This window comes from Streptococcus oralis subsp. tigurinus, assembly GCF_002096275.1.
GTDB lineage: Bacteria > Bacillota > Bacilli > Lactobacillales > Streptococcaceae > Streptococcus > Streptococcus oralis_CN.
In genome coordinates this window covers 1-16,039 of the sequence record NZ_NCUG01000014.1, presented here as the reverse complement: position 1 = coordinate 16,039, position 16,039 = coordinate 1, and the positions used below count along the sequence as shown (strand labels likewise).

The 16,039-nt window shown below is 42.4% G+C and carries 13 protein-coding genes; 11 read left to right on the top strand and 2 right to left on the bottom strand.

Annotation, left to right across the window (positions count from 1 at the left end; genetic code table 11):
• Positions 1 to 326: 326 nt before the first annotated feature.
• Together malQ and glgP are read left to right on the top strand one after the other, a co-directional pair.
• Positions 327 to 1,844 carry a 4-alpha-glucanotransferase gene (gene malQ, locus B7725_RS01455; protein WP_084874247.1) on the top strand — a complete coding sequence of 506 codons (1,518 nt, stop codon included), beginning with the start codon at positions 327 to 329 and terminating at the stop codon, positions 1,842 to 1,844.
• Positions 1,845 to 1,866: 22 nt separating this feature from the next.
• Positions 1,867 to 4,125 carry a glycogen/starch/alpha-glucan family phosphorylase gene (gene glgP / locus B7725_RS01450; protein WP_084874246.1) on the top strand — a complete coding sequence of 753 codons (2,259 nt, stop codon included), beginning with the start codon at positions 1,867 to 1,869 and terminating at the stop codon, positions 4,123 to 4,125.
• A 69-nt stretch (positions 4,126 to 4,194) separates the two neighbouring features.
• On the opposite strand, the gene B7725_RS01445 is transcribed toward glgP, so the two are convergent.
• Positions 4,195 to 5,043, bottom strand: coding sequence for a putative RNA methyltransferase (locus B7725_RS01445; RefSeq protein ID WP_009729487.1), 849 nt, complete (start codon positions 5,041 to 5,043; stop codon positions 4,195 to 4,197).
• Between the two features lie 151 nt (positions 5,044 to 5,194).
• Between B7725_RS01445 and B7725_RS01440 the strand changes: the two genes are divergently transcribed.
• On the top strand, positions 5,195 to 5,473 hold the full coding sequence (locus B7725_RS01440) for a DUF6110 family protein (RefSeq protein ID WP_000910909.1): 279 nt from the start codon (positions 5,195 to 5,197) through the stop codon (positions 5,471 to 5,473).
• Between the two features lies 1 nt (position 5,474).
• The gene (locus B7725_RS01435; protein ID WP_084874245.1) at positions 5,475 to 7,538 is read left to right on the top strand and encodes a heavy metal translocating P-type ATPase; all 2,064 of its coding nucleotides are present in this window, start codon (positions 5,475 to 5,477) and stop codon (positions 7,536 to 7,538) included.
• 77 nt (positions 7,539 to 7,615) lie between these two features.
• Here the strand turns inward: B7725_RS01435 and tyrS are convergent, their stop codons facing one another.
• On the bottom strand, positions 7,616 to 8,872 hold the full coding sequence (tyrS, locus tag B7725_RS01430; RefSeq protein ID WP_084874244.1) for a tyrosine--tRNA ligase: 1,257 nt from the start codon (positions 8,870 to 8,872) through the stop codon (positions 7,616 to 7,618).
• Between the two features lie 140 nt (positions 8,873 to 9,012).
• Here tyrS and pbp1b point away from each other — a divergent pair, with 140 nt between their 5' ends.
• The 7 genes from pbp1b to B7725_RS10025 form a co-directional block, all read left to right on the top strand.
• The gene (gene pbp1b / locus B7725_RS01425; RefSeq protein WP_084874243.1) at positions 9,013 to 11,514 is read left to right on the top strand and encodes a penicillin-binding protein PBP1B; all 2,502 of its coding nucleotides are present in this window, start codon (positions 9,013 to 9,015) and stop codon (positions 11,512 to 11,514) included.
• A gap of 80 nt (positions 11,515 to 11,594) precedes the next feature.
• Entirely contained in the window at positions 11,595 to 12,506 is a 912-nt protein-coding gene (locus B7725_RS01420) for a DMT family transporter (RefSeq protein WP_084874242.1), read from the top strand.
• An 84-nt stretch (positions 12,507 to 12,590) separates the two neighbouring features.
• Positions 12,591 to 13,289: a 2,3,4,5-tetrahydropyridine-2,6-dicarboxylate N-acetyltransferase gene (gene dapD, locus B7725_RS01415; protein ID WP_084874241.1), complete on the top strand. Its 699-nt coding sequence runs from the start codon at positions 12,591 to 12,593 to the stop codon at positions 13,287 to 13,289.
• Positions 13,290 to 13,358: 69 nt separating this feature from the next.
• On the top strand, positions 13,359 to 14,489 hold the full coding sequence (locus B7725_RS01410) for an N-acetyldiaminopimelate deacetylase (RefSeq protein ID WP_000885075.1): 1,131 nt from the start codon (positions 13,359 to 13,361) through the stop codon (positions 14,487 to 14,489).
• 11 nt (positions 14,490 to 14,500) lie between these two features.
• Positions 14,501 to 15,040: a 5-formyltetrahydrofolate cyclo-ligase gene (locus B7725_RS01405; protein ID WP_084874240.1), complete on the top strand. Its 540-nt coding sequence runs from the start codon at positions 14,501 to 14,503 to the stop codon at positions 15,038 to 15,040.
• The gene (locus B7725_RS01400; RefSeq protein ID WP_084874239.1) at positions 15,024 to 15,704 is read left to right on the top strand and encodes a rhomboid family intramembrane serine protease; all 681 of its coding nucleotides are present in this window, start codon (positions 15,024 to 15,026) and stop codon (positions 15,702 to 15,704) included. The genes B7725_RS01405 and B7725_RS01400 overlap by 17 nt, the downstream gene beginning before the upstream one ends.
• Positions 15,705 to 15,810: 106 nt before the next feature.
• The coding region (locus B7725_RS10025) for a hypothetical protein (RefSeq protein WP_205012938.1) at positions 15,811 to 16,039 on the top strand (229 nt) is incomplete at its 3' end.

Sequence of the window (16,039 nt, the reverse complement as noted above, 5' to 3'; positions counted from 1 at the left end):
ATGCCCTTATATAGGAAAAAAACTTTAAATCTTTCTTTCTCTTGAATTGAAAATATATTAGGAAAACGATTGCGTAAATTCGGCTCGGTTTTTCAGAAAATAGAGCAGATATTGGGAATGAATTATCTTAAATCAGAAAATCTTTAAAATTTTTTTCGCTTATTTCGTAAAATATCAGTGGGAATAAGTTTTAGTTAGATAAAAATAATTCAAAAAAATTTTTAAAAACGCTTGCATTTGTCTTTGAAATACGCTATACTTAACTTAACGCAAACGTTTGCGCCTTGATTGCGCAACGTTTTATAACAAACACATGAGGTGCTATTATGAAAAAACGTCAAAGTGGTGTGTTGATGCACATCTCTTCTCTACCAGGAGCATACGGGATTGGATCATTTGGTCAGACTGCCTATGATTTCGTTGACTTCTTGGTTCGTACCAAGCAACGTTACTGGCAAATCCTCCCTCTTGGGACAACAAGCTATGGAGATTCTCCATACCAATCATTCTCAGCCTTTGCTGGAAATACGCATTTTATCGACCTTGATATCTTGGTAGAGCAAGGCTTGCTCGAAGCTAGAGATCTTGAAGGTGTTGACTTTGGTAGTGATGCATCGGAAGTCGACTATGCGAAGATTTATTACGCACGTCGTCCGCTTTTAGAAAAAGCAGTTAAACGTTTCTTGGAAGTGGGAGACGTCAAAGCTTTTGAGAAGTTTGCTCAAGACAACCAATCATGGCTTGAACTCTTCGCAGAATATATGGCTATCAAAGAGCATTTTGACAATCTTGCTTGGACAGAATGGCCAGATGCAGACGCTCGTGCTCGTAAAGCTTCAGCACTTGAAAGCTACCGTGAGAAATTGGCAGACAAGTTGGTTTACCACCGTGTGACTCAATACTTCTTCTTCCAACAATGGTTGAAATTGAAAGCCTACGCTAACGACAACCACATCGAAATTGTTGGAGATATGCCAATCTATGTTGCGGAGGATTCAAGCGACATGTGGGCAAATCCACATCTCTTCAAGACAGATGCCACTGGTAAAGCAACCTGCATCGCAGGATGCCCACCAGATGAGTTTTCTGCCACTGGTCAGCTTTGGGGAAACCCAATCTACGACTGGGAAGCAATGGACAAAGACGGTTACAAATGGTGGGTTGAACGCTTGCGCGAAAGCTTCAAAATCTATGATATCGTTCGTATCGACCACTTCCGTGGTTTCGAATCTTACTGGGAAATTCCTGCTGGTTCCGATACAGCAGCACCTGGTAAATGGGTGAAAGGTCCAGGCTACAAGCTTTTTGCAGCCGTTAAGGAAGAGCTTGGTGAGCTAAACATCATCGCGGAAGACCTTGGTTTCATGACAGATGAAGTTATCGAGTTGCGCGAACGTACTGGCTTCCCAGGGATGAAGATTCTTCAATTTGCCTTCAACCCAGAAGACGAAAGTATCGATAGCCCACACTTGGCACCTGCTAACTCTGTTATGTACACAGGAACACACGATAACAATACAGTTCTTGGTTGGTACCGTAATGAGATCGATGATCCAACTCGTGAGTACATGGCGCGTTACACCAACCGTAAAGAGTATGAAACAGTGCCGCACGCAATGCTTCGTACAGTATTTTCATCAGTGAGCTTCATGGCTATTGCAACCATGCAAGACTTGCTAGAACTAGATGAGGCGGCTCGCATGAACTACCCATCTACTCTTGGTGGAAACTGGTCATGGCGTATGACAGCAGACCAACTCACACCAGCTGTTGAAGAAACTTTGCTTGACTTGACTACAATTTATCGCCGAATTAATGAAAATTTGGTAGAATTAAAGAAATAAGACAATATCAGGAGACACAAAAATGTTACCATTAAAAGAATTTGTACAAAAGCGTTACAATAAAACTATTGCAGAATGTAGCAATGAAGAGCTTTACCTTGCTCTTCTCAACTACAGCAAGCTTGCTAGCAGCCAAAAACCAGTCAACACTGGTAAGAAAAAAGTTTACTACATCTCAGCTGAGTTCTTGATTGGTAAACTCTTGTCAAACAACTTGATCAACCTTGGTCTTTACGACGATGTGAAAAAAGAACTTGCTGATGCCGGTAAAGAGTTGATCGAAATCGAAGAAGTAGAATTGGAACCATCACTTGGTAACGGTGGTTTGGGACGTTTGGCAGCCTGCTTTATCGACTCAATCGCTACACTTGGTTTGAATGGTGACGGTGTTGGATTGAACTATCACTTTGGTCTTTTCCAACAAGTTCTTAAAAACAACCAACAAGAAACGATTCCTAATGCTTGGTTGACAGAGCAAAACTGGTTGGTTCGCTCAAGCCGTAGCTACCAAGTGCCATTCGCACACTTCACATTGACATCTACTCTTTACGATATCGACGTACCTGGTTACAAGACAGCAACAAAGAACCGCTTGCGTTTGTTTGACTTGGATTCAGTTGATTCTTCTATCATCGAAGATGGTATCAACTTTGACAAGACAGATATCGCTCGCAACTTGACTCTCTTCCTTTACCCAGACGATAGCGACAAGCAAGGTGAATTGCTCCGTATCTTCCAACAATACTTCATGGTTTCAAACGGTGCGCAATTGATCATTGACGAAGCGATCGAAAAAGGAAGCAACTTGCATGACCTTGCGGACTACGCAGTTGTACAAATCAACGATACTCACCCATCAATGGTGATCCCTGAATTGATTCGTCTTTTGACTGCACGTGGTATCGAACTTGACGAGGCAATCTCTATCGTTCGTAGCATGACTGCCTACACAAACCACACAATCCTTGCTGAAGCCCTTGAAAAATGGCCTCTTGAATTCTTGGAGGAAGTGGTTCCTCACTTGGTACCAATCATCAAAGAATTGGACCGTCGTGTGAAAGCAGAATACAAAGACCCAGCTGTTCAAATCATTGATGAAAACGACCGTGTACACATGGCTCACATGGATATCCACTACGGATACAGTGTTAACGGGGTAGCAGCCCTCCACACTGAAATCTTGAAGAACTCTGAGTTGAAAGCATTCTACGACATCTACCCAGAAAAATTCAACAACAAAACAAACGGTATCACATTCCGTCGTTGGCTCATGCATGCCAACCCAAGACTATCTCACTACTTGGATGAGATTATTGGAGAGGGATGGCACCATGAAGCAGATGAGCTTGAAAAACTCTTGTCTTACGAAGACAAAGCAGCTGTCAAAGAAAAATTGGAAAGCATCAAGGCTCACAACAAACGTAAATTGGCTCGTCACTTGAAAGATCACCAAGGTGTGGAAATCAATACAAACTCTATCTTTGATATCCAAATCAAACGTCTTCACGAGTACAAACGCCAACAAATGAACGCTTTGTATGTCATCCACAAATACCTTGATATCAAGGCTGGCAACATCCCTGCTCGCCCAATCACAGTCTTCTTTGGTGGTAAAGCAGCTCCTGCCTACACAATTGCCCAAGACATCATTCACTTGATCCTTTGCTTGTCAGAAGTGATTGCAAATGATCCAGAAGTAGCTCCACACTTGCAAGTCGTAATGGTTGAAAACTATAACGTTACTGCAGCAAGCTTCTTGATCCCAGCATGTGACATTTCTGAACAAATCTCACTTGCTTCTAAAGAAGCTTCAGGTACTGGTAACATGAAATTCATGTTGAACGGAGCTTTGACTCTTGGTACTATGGACGGAGCTAACGTGGAAATCGCTGAGTTGGTTGGCGACGACAACATCTATATCTTTGGAGAAGATTCAGAAACTGTTATTGACCTTTACGCAAAAGCAGCATACAAATCAAGCGAATTCTACGCACGCAAAGCCATCAAACCATTGGTTGACTTCATCGTCAGCGACGCTGTTCTTGCAGTAGGTAAGAAAGAACGCTTGGAACGTCTTCACAACGAATTGATCAACAAAGACTGGTTCATGACTCTCCTTGACTTGGAAGACTACATCAAGGTGAAAGAGCAAATGCTTGCTGACTACGAAAACCGTGACGCATGGTTGGATAAAGTCATCGTCAACATTGCCAAAGCAGGATTCTTCTCATCTGACCGTACAATTGCACAGTACAACGAAGATATCTGGCACTTGAACTAAGATTCATTACATCAGATTGTAAAACAAAACGCATCTATTTAAGGTGCGTTTTTTCATATTTAAACTAATTTACAGTGCTTTCCCAACCAGAATCTCTGCTTCAATGGTAATCTCTGTCAAGTTGCTCCAATCAATCTTGCTTTGATCGACATGAAAAAGTAGAGGTGTCATGCTGAGTAGGGCTTGGAGCTGCTCTGCTGTGATTGCCTTAGTCAGAGAGGCAGTTTTGCTAGATAGGATGGTAAAGTGTTCTTGGAAATGATTTTTGATATCTTGGTTGGAATAGTCCTTCTTTGTCAACTGGTCTTGCACCATTTGGCGGATTTCTTTGAGGTGATTCTCGGTTGGGATGACCTTGATCAAGATACCGTCTTTGGATAAAACGCGGCGAAATTCTCCATAGTTGGCAGGCGAAAAGATATCAAGCAGGATATCCATACTGGCATCTTTTATAGGAAGACGAGCCAGATCACCGACAAACCAATTGACTGCCCAGTTGGGTTCACTCTTAGCAGCGATCTGGACAGAATCTTTGGAGATGTCGAAGGCATAAAAGGTTTTGTCAGAGTGACTTTCTTGTAGTTTGCGAGAGTAGAAACCTTCGCCACAACCGATATCTAAAATTGTTTGGCTAGTTTTAGAATTTGTAAGCAGGTCTGAGATGGTTTCTAAAATAGCTTGATAAAAGCCAGCTTCTAGGATTTGTTGGCGATTTTGGAAGTTTTCCTTGTCGTAGTTGGTGGATTGTTTGATTTGCGGTGCCAGATTGACATAGCCAAATTTCGCCAAATCAAAAGAATGACGATTGAAGCATTTGAGACTAGTCTCCACCAGAGCCAGATTTTCTTGACAGATAGGACAGGAAAAGGCAGTCGCAGACGCAAAACGCTGAAGTTTGGGTTTGAGATTTGTATTCATAGTTTAAGTGTATCAAAAGAGGCAGATGAAAGCAACCTTAGGAATAAGTAGATGGGAGATTCAGTAGAAATAAAATTAATTCTCCAATTTATAGAATGAAATTGCTTTTATATCTAAATTGCTATATAATAATGATAAGGAGGAAATAAGTATGTTAAAAGAAGTATTGACCGTCGCAAAAGTTGCGAAAAAATCATCACTCTTTTTGGGTGGTGTAGCATTTGGCACTCTTGGTTTGAAAATCTTAGCAAGTAAGGAAGCTAAAAAAGGTTATTCTAAAGCCTTGGCTAAGGCTTACAAATTGAAGGACGAGCTAGATGCGTCTGTTTCTGTTGTGAAGCAACATGGAGACGATGTCTTGCAAGATGCTAAATATTTGTATGAGCAAGAGAAAAAAGAAGAGCAATTAGATAGCCTGATAGGGGAATAATATGTCTTTTAAAGTGCTACATAGAGGATACCAACATATCCGACTATCATCTTCTTTTTCACTCACCTTGGATATTCAAGACTATCTTCGTTCCTTGGCGAGAGATGAAAAGGGAATTGAGTCTATCCAGTTTTACATGGATCAACAGCACTTTACTCTACGTATAAAAGAAGGCTTTTCTGTATTAGATAATGCAGAAGCCTTTTTAAAAAGAATTGATAGAGGGAAAGTTTCTGAGTTGATGACTCTTCCCATTCGTAGAGAAGATAGTGCCTATTCTATTGTTTCAGGTGCAGCGATTAAGCGTGTGCTTTTTCGTAGTCTTGTACCGTCTCCTATTCGCTATATATGGACTTGTTATCAGGCTCTGGGGTATGTCAAAGAAGCTTATCAGACCCTAGCGCGTAAGGAACTAACGATGGAGGTTTTGGACTGTTCGGCTATTTTATTGTCTTTGTTTATGAACCAATCCAAGACTGCTAGCAACATCATGTTTATGCTTGATTTGGGGAATCATTTAGATCAGTGGTCCTTGAAAAAAACTGCAACAGATTTAGAACAGAGTCTTCTTGCAAAAGAGAGCGATGTATTCCTAGTACAGGGCGATACGGTTGTTAGTATCAAGAGTTCCGATGTTCAAATAGGAGATGTTTTGGTCTTATCTCAAGGAAATGAAATTCTGTTTGATGGACAAGTAGTTTCAGGTTTAGGTATGGTCAACGAAAGTTCCTTGACGGGAGAGAGTTTTCCAGTTGAAAAAAGAGAGTCTGATTTGGTTTGTGCAAATACAGTATTAGAAACTGGAGAGTTACGCATTCGTGTAACCGATAATCAGATGAACAGCCGGGTTTTACAACTGATTGAGTTGATGAAGAAATCTGAAGAAAACAAGAAAACGAAACAACGCTATTTCATCAAAATGGCGGACAAGGTCGTCAAATATAATTTCTTGGGGGCTGGACTGACTTACCTATTGACAGGTTCTTTTTCTAAGGCTATTTCTTTCCTATTGGTTGATTTCTCCTGCGCTTTGAAAATCTCTACTCCTGTAGCTTATTTGACAGCTATCAAAGAGGGGTTGAACCGTGAAATGGTGATTAAGGATGGGGATGTTCTAGAGAAATATCTGGAAGTTGATACTTTCTTGTTTGATAAGACAGGAACAATCACAACTAGCTATCCTATAGTTGAAAAGGTGTTACCTTTTGGGGACTATAGCGAGGAAGATATTCTCAGAATCAGTGCCTGTCTTGAGGAACACATTTATCATCCTATTGCTAATGCCATTGTCAAACAAGCCGAGATAGAGGGGATTGAACATGAGGAAATGCATGGGAAACTCCAATATATCGCAAGTAAGGGAATCAAATCCCATATAGATGGCCAACCAGTTGTTATTGGAAATTATGTCTTGATGCAGGATGAGCAGATTCATATTAGTTTGGAACAACATGCTTTGATTGAAGAGTACAAGAATCACTACAATCTCTTATTCTTAGCCTACCAGAATGAATTGATTGGAATGTTCTGCATTCATACTCCTTTGAGAAAAGAAGCAAAAGCAGCCTTGGAGAAACTTAAGGCACAAGGGAAAAAATTGATTCTGGCAACAGGGGACACCTTGGTTAGAACAGAGGAATTAGTCAAAGATTTGCCCTTTGATCAGGTCTATACAGACTTGAAACCTGATGGGAAATTTGAGTTAGTAGAGGAACTGCAGAAAGCAGGTCACACTATTTTGATGGTTGGAGATGGATTGAATGACTCAGCGGCTCTAACCCTATCAGATATCGGTGTGGTGATGAATGAAAGCGCAGATATTTCTAAGCAGATGAGTGATATCTTATTGTTAGATAATCGCTTGGATTTCTTCCAAGAGTTGGATTCGCTATCATCATCTTTGCAAATACTCATCAAGAAGAATATTCAAGATACCGTTGTCGTAAATAGTAGTTTGATTGGCTTTGGCTTGTTTAATTGGCTCAGTCCTTCAAATCTCTCTATCTTACATAATCTAACAACCTTGCGCATTGTCTTGCGTAGTCTGTCTATTAAAAATAGATAGATGAGAGTTATTAACAGCAAAAAGGAGTTACCTTTCTCGAGGTTAACTCCTTTGTTTATAGATAAATGTTGAACAGTTTAGTAAGTCAATACAAAGTATTTTTTCTTACCACGACGGATAACAGTGAGTTCGTTCTCTAACTTATCTGCGTCATTCAAGACATAGTCAAGGTCTTGGATACGATCACCGTTGACGTAGATAGCTCCATTTTGAACATCCTCGCGGGCTTGACGTTTTGAATTAACCACACCAGAAGATACGAGGAGTTCTACGATGTTGTGATTTTCGTCTGCCTGTACTTGGTAGTTTGGCACTCCACGAAGTCCTTGTTTGAGTTCTTTGACAGAAAGGTTTTTGATGTTTCCAGCAAAGAGTTGCTCAGTGATGTTGAGGGCTTCTTTGTAGGCTTCTTCTCCGTGGACAAGAGTCACGACTTCACGAGCCAAGACTTTTTGAGCCAAGCGTTCATGAGGAGCAGCCTCAAACTGCTTGCGGATGTCTTCAATCTCATCTAGTGACAAGAAAGTAAAGATTTTCAAGAAGCGAACAGCGTCAGCGTCCATGACATTCATCCAGAATTGGTACATTTCGTATGGAGAAGTCTTTTCAGGGTTGAGCCAAACAGCGTTTCCTTCTGATTTACCAAATTTCTTACCAGTTGCATCTGTAATGAGTGGAACAGTGATAACGTGACCAGTCTTGTCAGCCTTACGACGAAGCAATTCGGTACCTGCGGTCATATTTCCCCACTGGTCAGAACCACCGATTTGTAGTGTTACGTTGTGCTCTTGGTTAAGGACGTAGAAGTCGTACCCTTGCATGATTTGGTAGGCAAACTCAGTGTAAGAAATCCCTGTTTCGATCCGTTTCTTCACAGACTCCTTGCTCATCATGTAGTTGACGGTAAAGTATTTTCCGACATCACGGAGGAAGTCAATGAAGCTGATGCTGCCAAACCAGTCGTAGTTGTTGACCATGACAGCTTTATTTTCACCGTTTTCAAAGTCAAGAAAGCGAGAAAGTTGTCCTTGGATAGACTTGACCCAGCCATCCACTGTGTCTTTTGTTTGGAGACTACGCTCAGCATCTTTGAAGGACGGATCTCCGATGAGACCTGTAGCACCGCCAACGAGCGCATAAGGTTTGTGACCTGCTAACTGCAAGCGACGACTGGTTAAGATTGCGACAAGGTGGCCTAGGTGAAGGCTGTCAGCAGTTGGATCATAGCCGGTATAATAAGAAACTTGACCTTCTTCTAGGGCTTTGCGCAAAGCTTCTTCATCAGTCGTTTGAAAAATCAAACCACGCTCTTTTAGCTCATCAAAAATGTGCATGTGTCTTTTCTCCTTTATAAAATATTGTTTCTACCTATTGTATCACAAACTTGATTAATAGCCTAGTAGAATAGGGAAGAAAGTGGCTATTTTATTGAAAGTTTCCCTTTTATGGTATAATAGAGAAAGCGAGGACATTCATGAAAGAAAGAATTAATGAATTAAAAACAAAAATGCTGCATTTTTTCCAGCAGCTAATGCAACGAATTGCAAAATGGAAGAAAAGACTAGCAGAAAAACTGGCTAATAAGAAAACCGGTAAAAAGGGGACCTCTTCTGACAAAGTTGGAAGGGCAGGATCTAATTTTGCTAAGGTTTTGAGTGGGTTTAAAATAGTTTTTAATACTCTCTTTATCCTAGGTTTTATCGGTGGACTGTTTGGTGCTGGGGTGGCTATGGGTTATGGAGTCGCTCTATTTGACAAGGCCCAGGTCCCTCAAGCAGAAGAGTTGGTCAAGCAAGTGAAGGATATTGCCTCTATCTCAGAAATCACTTATTCTGACGGCAGTACCATTGCCTCGATCGAGGGCGATTTGTTGCGCACTTCAGTCGCTTCAGATGCTATCTCAGACAATCTTAAGAAGGCTATCATTGCGACAGAGGACGAGAATTTCAACGAGCACAAGGGAGTCGTGCCTAAGGCCGTTATTCGTGCGACCCTGGGAACTTTTGTCGGTCTGGGGTCATCCAGTGGTGGTTCGACCTTGACTCAGCAGGTTATCAAGCAGCAAGTGGTGGGGGATGCTCCCACTCTAGCTCGTAAGGCCAAAGAAATCATTGATGCTCTAGCTTTAGAGCGGGCTATGGGTAAGGATGAGATTTTAACAACCTACCTTAATATTGCTCCTTTTGGTCGCAATCATAAAGGCCAAAATATTGCAGGTGCCCAACAGGCTGCAGAAGGAATCTTTGGGGTTAAGGCTTCGGATTTAACGGTCCCTCAAGCAGCCTTTATTGCAGGATTGCCACAGAGCCCAATCAGTTACTCCCCTTATGAATCTGACGGTAGTATGAAGAGTGAGGAGGATTTGGCTCTGGGGATCAAACGGGCTAGAGATGTTCTCTATAATATGTACCGGACAGGGGCTCTAAGTCAGGAAGATTACGACAAGTACAAGGATTATGATTTTAAGAAAGACTTCTTACCATCTGGTAGTGTCAGCGGTACTTCGCGTGACTATCTCTACTTCGCAACCTTGGCAGAAGCTACTGATCGGATGTATGACTACCTGATTCAGAGAGATAATGTTTCTGTACAAGAGCAAAAGAATGAATCCATCCAGAAAGCTTATCGTGATTTAGCGACTAAGGAAATTGAAAATGGTGGATATAAGATTACGACAACTATCAATAAAAATGTTCATACTGCGATGCAAAATGCGGTTGCGACCTACGGCTATCTGCTAGATGATTCGACAGGCCAGCCTGAGGTGGGGAATGTCCTCATGGACAACCAAACGGGAGCTATTCTTGGATTTGTCGGTGGTCGCAATTATCAAAAAAATCAGAATAACCACGCTATCGACACAAAACGTTCTCCTGCTTCGACTACTAAGCCGATATTGGCTTACAGTATTGCCATTGACCAAGGTCTGATGGGAAGTGCAAGTATCTTATCAAACTATCCGACCAACTTTTCAAACGGCAATCCCATCATGTATGTCAATAGTCCTGGTACGGGCATGATGACGTTAGGGGAGGCCCTTAACTACTCATGGAATATCCCAGCCTACTGGACTTATCGTACACTTCGAGAGAAGGGGGTTGATGTCAAGGGGTATATGGAAAAAATGGGTTACGAAATCCCAGAATATGGTATTGAGAGTTTACCGATGGGCGGAGGAATTGATGTTACAGTTGCTCAGCATACTAACGGATATCAGACTCTGGCCAACAACGGAGTTTACCATAAGAAACATATGATTGCGAAGATCGAGTCAACAGATGGTCGAGTGGTATACGAGCACAAGGATAAACCTGTCCAAGTGTACTCAAAAGCGACAGCGACCATTATGCAAAGTTTGCTTCGCGATGTTATTTCATCTCGGATTACCTCAAGTTTCCAGACAGACTTGTCTACCATCAATCCAAGCCTCGCTAGCGCCGACTGGATTGGAAAAACTGGTACAACCAATGAAGATGAAAACATGTGGCTTATGCTTTCTACGCCTCGCTTGACCTTGGGTGGCTGGCTAGGTCACGATGACAACCGACCACTAGCCAAAGGGGCGGGCCACTACCGCAATGCCAACTATATGGCCCACTTGGTTAATGCTATTCAACAAGCAAAACCTGGCATTTGGGGGAATGAGCGCTTTAATCTTGACTCAAGTGTGACCAAGTCACAAGTTCTCAAGTCGACAGGGGAGAAGCCGGGCAAGGTTTCAATTAATGGCAAAGAAGTTAACGTTTCCGGTTCTACCGTAACAAGTTACTGGGCTACTAAAGAAGGGGCGCCAGTAACCGCCTACCGCTTCGCTATTGGAGGAAGCGATGCAGATTATCAGAATGCTTGGAAGAATATTCTAGGAAGCATTCCTGCAGTAACTCCTCCAAGCTCAAGTGGCGGTTCGGGAACAACAAGTTCGAGTGGAAATACTCAGAGTGGCTCTTCAGGACGTTCACGTCTATTTAATCGTTAAGATAGAGTAGCAGCAAGGTTATCTTAATTTTGACCTTGTTGCTACTTTTTTCTTTGTTGGTTTCGTGTTACAATAATAATATGAATCATTATCAGAAAAAGATTGTTAAGGGAACACTATACTCGCTACTCTCAGGCCTAATCTGGGGGATCTGTGGGATTTTAGGAGAGTATTTTTTCACTCATTATCCAGTGTCTTCTGGATGGATTACTTCTATGCGTTTACTAGTGGCGGGGAGTTTGGTTTTAGGTTTATCTGCTTTTCAGTTGCGTAGCCGCTTGTTGGACATCTGGCGTGATAAGAAAAATTATCTACCTTTTTTAGCCTATGCTATTCTAGGTATTTTTTCTGTGCAGTTTTTCTTCTATCTCTGCGTTGAGTATTCCAATGCAACGACGGCGACCATTTTGCAATTTATCAGCCCTGTTTTTATCCTATTTTACAATCGCCTCATTTACCAGAAGAAAGCTTCAATTACAGCTGTGTTCTATGTTTTGATTGCCATGCTAGGTGTTTTTTTGATGGCTACGAAAGGGGATTTATCCCAGTTGTCCATGACACCTTTGGCTCTAGTGACAGGTTTGCTCAGTGCAGTAGGGGTCATGTTTAATGTTATCCTGCCTCAGCGTTTTGCACGGCGCTACGGATTTGTTCCGACTGTTGGTTGGGGGATGATTCTGGCAGGGCTCTTTAGTAATTTCCTTTACCCTATTTATCGGATAAGTTTTCAAGTGGATCTAGTAAGTGTGCTGATTTGTCTGACGATTGCCGTATTTGGTACTGCTTTTGCCTTCTTCCTGTCTATGAAGGCTGTCTCTCTCGTTTCCCCTCTCGTTGTCTCTGTAGTGAGCGCTAGCGAGCCTCTCTCTTCAGCTCTATTAAGTGTTCTTTTTCTGGGATTGGTCATGGATGGTTTTTTGGCCTTAGCTATGGTGTTGATTATCGTTCCAATGATTTTCTTATCTGTGGAAGAAGCAAAACAAGCCAAGTAAAGGTGCTTATTTGATAGTTGAGGCTTCAAATTTAAAGTCTTTTTTGGTAGAATAGGTATCATTAAAATGAACTAGGAGACGCCTATGACTGCTACAAAAATGAACGCTCAAGAAATTATCCAATTTATCGCCAATGCTGAAAAGAAAACCAGTGTCAAAGTAACCTTTGAAGGAGAACTCGCAACTGCTGTGCCAATCTCTGTTGTCAAACTAGGAAATGTTTTATTCGGAGACTGGAAGGATGTCGCTCCGCTTCTTGAAGGTTTGGTAGAAAATCAAGACTATGTTGTTGAGCAAGATGCTCGTAATTCTGCAGTTCCTTTGCTAGATAAACGTGCGATTAACGCTCGTATTGAGCCAGGTGCTATTATCCGTGACCAAGTTGAAATTGGTGACAATGCTGTTATCATGATGGGAGCTGTTATCAATATCGGTGCTGAAATTGGTGCAGGAACCATGATTGATATGGGTGCCATCCTTGGTGGCCGCGCTATCGTTGGAAAAAATAGCCACGTTGGTGCAGGGGCAGTTTTGGCAGGTGTGATTGAGCCAGCTAGTGCTGAACCAGTCCGCGTCGGAGACAATGTTCTTATCGGTGCCAATGCAGTGGTTATTGAAGGAGTCCAAATCGGCGGTGGTTCAGTTGTTGCAGCAGGAGCTATTGTTACCCAAGATGTTCCAGAAAACGTTGTAGTAGCAGGTGTTCCAGCTCGTATCATCAAAGAAATTGATGCCCAAACCCAACAAAAAACAGCGCTTGAGGATGCGCTTCGTACCTTGTAATTGCAAAAGTAAAAAAGAGGCGGAACCCTTTTTCCAGCCTCTTTCTTCTATCAAAAGGAGGATCGATAGATGTTAGATTTAATTCAGACTAGACGAGATTTACACCAGATTCCAGAGATTGGCTTGGAGGAGTTCGAGACTCAGGCTTATTTGCTGGATGTGATTGAGAAATTGATTGAGGGCAAGGACTTTGTTCAAGTTCGTACTTGGCGAACAGGAATTTTGGTATATTTGCAGGGAAGTCAGCCGGAGCGGACCATTGGTTGGCGGACAGATATTGATGGCCTGCCTATCGTCGAACAAACAGGCCTGCCTTTTGCTTCTCAACACCAAGGTCGCATGCATGCTTGTGGCCATGATTTTCATATGACTATTGCCTTGGGCTGTCTTGAGCGCTCCCTTGAGGAGCAACCCAAGAATAATCTGCTCTTCCTATTTCAGCCTGCTGAGGAGAATGAAGCCGGTGGTATGCTCATGTATGAGGATGGTGCTTTTGGGGACTGGCTACCAGACCAGTTCTATGGCCTTCATGTTCGTCCAGATTTGAAGGTCGGACAGATCGCGACCAATACTCATACACTCTTTGCAGGGACTTGTGAGGTGAAGATTCGTTTCAAAGGAAAAGGAGGACACGCAGCTTTTCCGCATGAGGCCAATGACGCCTTGGTGGCTGCTAGTTACTTTGTGACCCAGGTGCAGTCAGTGGTCAGCCGCAATGTTAATCCAATCGAGGGAGCAGTGGTGACATTTGGTCTTTTCCAAGCTGGAACAACCAACAATGTCATTACAGACACAGCATTTTTACACGGAACCATTCGCGCCTTGACTCAGGACATGAGCCTATTAGTACAAAAAAGAGTCAAGACAGTAGCAGAAGGTGTTGCAGCAGCCTTTGATATGGAAGTTGAAGTGGAACTCAAGCAAGGAGGCTACCTACCTGTTGAGAACAATCCAGCCTTGGCGCGTGAACTGATGGACTTCTTTGAAGAAAAAGACGGGATTGAGTTGATTGATATCGAGCCTGCTATGACTGGTGAGGACTTTGGTTATCTTCTTTCAAAGGTTGATGGGGTTATGTTTTGGTTAGGTATCGATAGTCCCTACGCCCTTCACCATCCTCAGATGAGCCCTAAGGAAGAAGCCTTAGCCATTGGGGTAGATGCGGTCTCTAGTTTCCTGAAAAAGAAGGCAGCAGAGTAGAGGAATTGTCTATGAAAGCAGAACTACGCAAGAAAATTTTGCAAGAAATGAAGGCTCTATCTCAGGAACAAAAACAGGCTATGGATCGAGCTTTAACCGAGCGTTTCTTACGTCACCCCTTTTACCAAGAAGCCAAGACCATCGCAACCTATCTCTCCTTTCCACATGAATTTCAAACGCAAGAATTGATCGAGCAGGCACTGAAGGATGGCAAAAAGGTTCTGATACCCAAAACCTATCCCAAGGGGCGCATGGAGTTTGTGGTCTACGATCCGCAGCAGTTGAAAAAAACCTCCTTTGGTTTACTGGAACCACAAGGGAACATGGAAGTGGTGGATGCCTCTCAGATTGATTTAATTCATGTTCCGGGCTTGGCTTTTACAACAGAGGGCTATCGGATTGGATATGGTGGAGGCTACTACGACCGCTATCTGGAACATTTTGTTGGGCAGAGCCTGAGTACAATCTATCCTTGTCAGGTTCAGGAGTTTAACTTGGAAGACCATGATATTCCCGTCCAGGAGGTGCTAATCTATGAAGGAAATCTTTGATAAACGCTATCCTGTGACTAGTTTCTTCCTCCTAGTAACGGCATTGGTATTTCTTTTGATGTTGGTTCTTACAGGTTTAAATTTTGAACGAGCAGATACCTTGCTTCAGTTTGGGGCCATGTATGGACCGATCATTCGCCTGTTCCCTGAGCAGATATGGCGCCTTTTTTCGGCTATATTTGTGCATATTGGATGGGAGCATTTTATTGTCAATATGATTTCACTCTACTTTCTTGGACAACAGGTGGAGGAGATTTTCGGCTCCAAGCAGTTCTTCCTTCTCTATCTCTTATCAGGAATGATGGGCAATCTCTTTGTTTTTGCTTTCACACCGAAAGTCCTAGCAGCAGGTGCCTCCACTTCTCTCTATGGATTATTTGCTGCGATTATCGTCTTGCGTTACGCAACTCGCAACCCCTATATCCAGCAGTTAGGGCAATCCTACCTGACACTTTTCGTGATAAATATCATTGGAAGTGTTCTGATTCCAGGAATCAGCCTAGCAGGGCATATTGGTGGCGCAGTAGGCGGTGCCTTTCTAGCAGTCATTTTCCCAGTTAAATGGGAGAGAAAGATGTATAGTACTAGCCAGCGAATCGGAGCAACTGTACTTTTTATCGCACTAGCTATTTTCCTTTGCTATAAGGGAATGAGCTATGTGTAAGGGATGGAATAGTTAAAAAGCTACTCAAAAAATGAGTAGCTTTTTTTGGAACCATTCGAAACAACACAGCTCTAAAACAAAGCGTTTGTGGTTGCAGATACTGTTCATGTTTTGGAACCATTCGAAACAACACAGCTCTAAAACTGTTCTTTCAACCATCTATCAAATCCATCGGTTTTGGAACCATTCGAAACAACACAGCTCTAAAACTGTTCTTTCAACCATCTATCAAATCCATCGGTTTTGGAACCATTCGAAACAACACAGCTCTAAAACGGTTCTTTCAACCATCTATCAAATCCATCGGTTTTGGAACCATTCGAAACAACACAGCT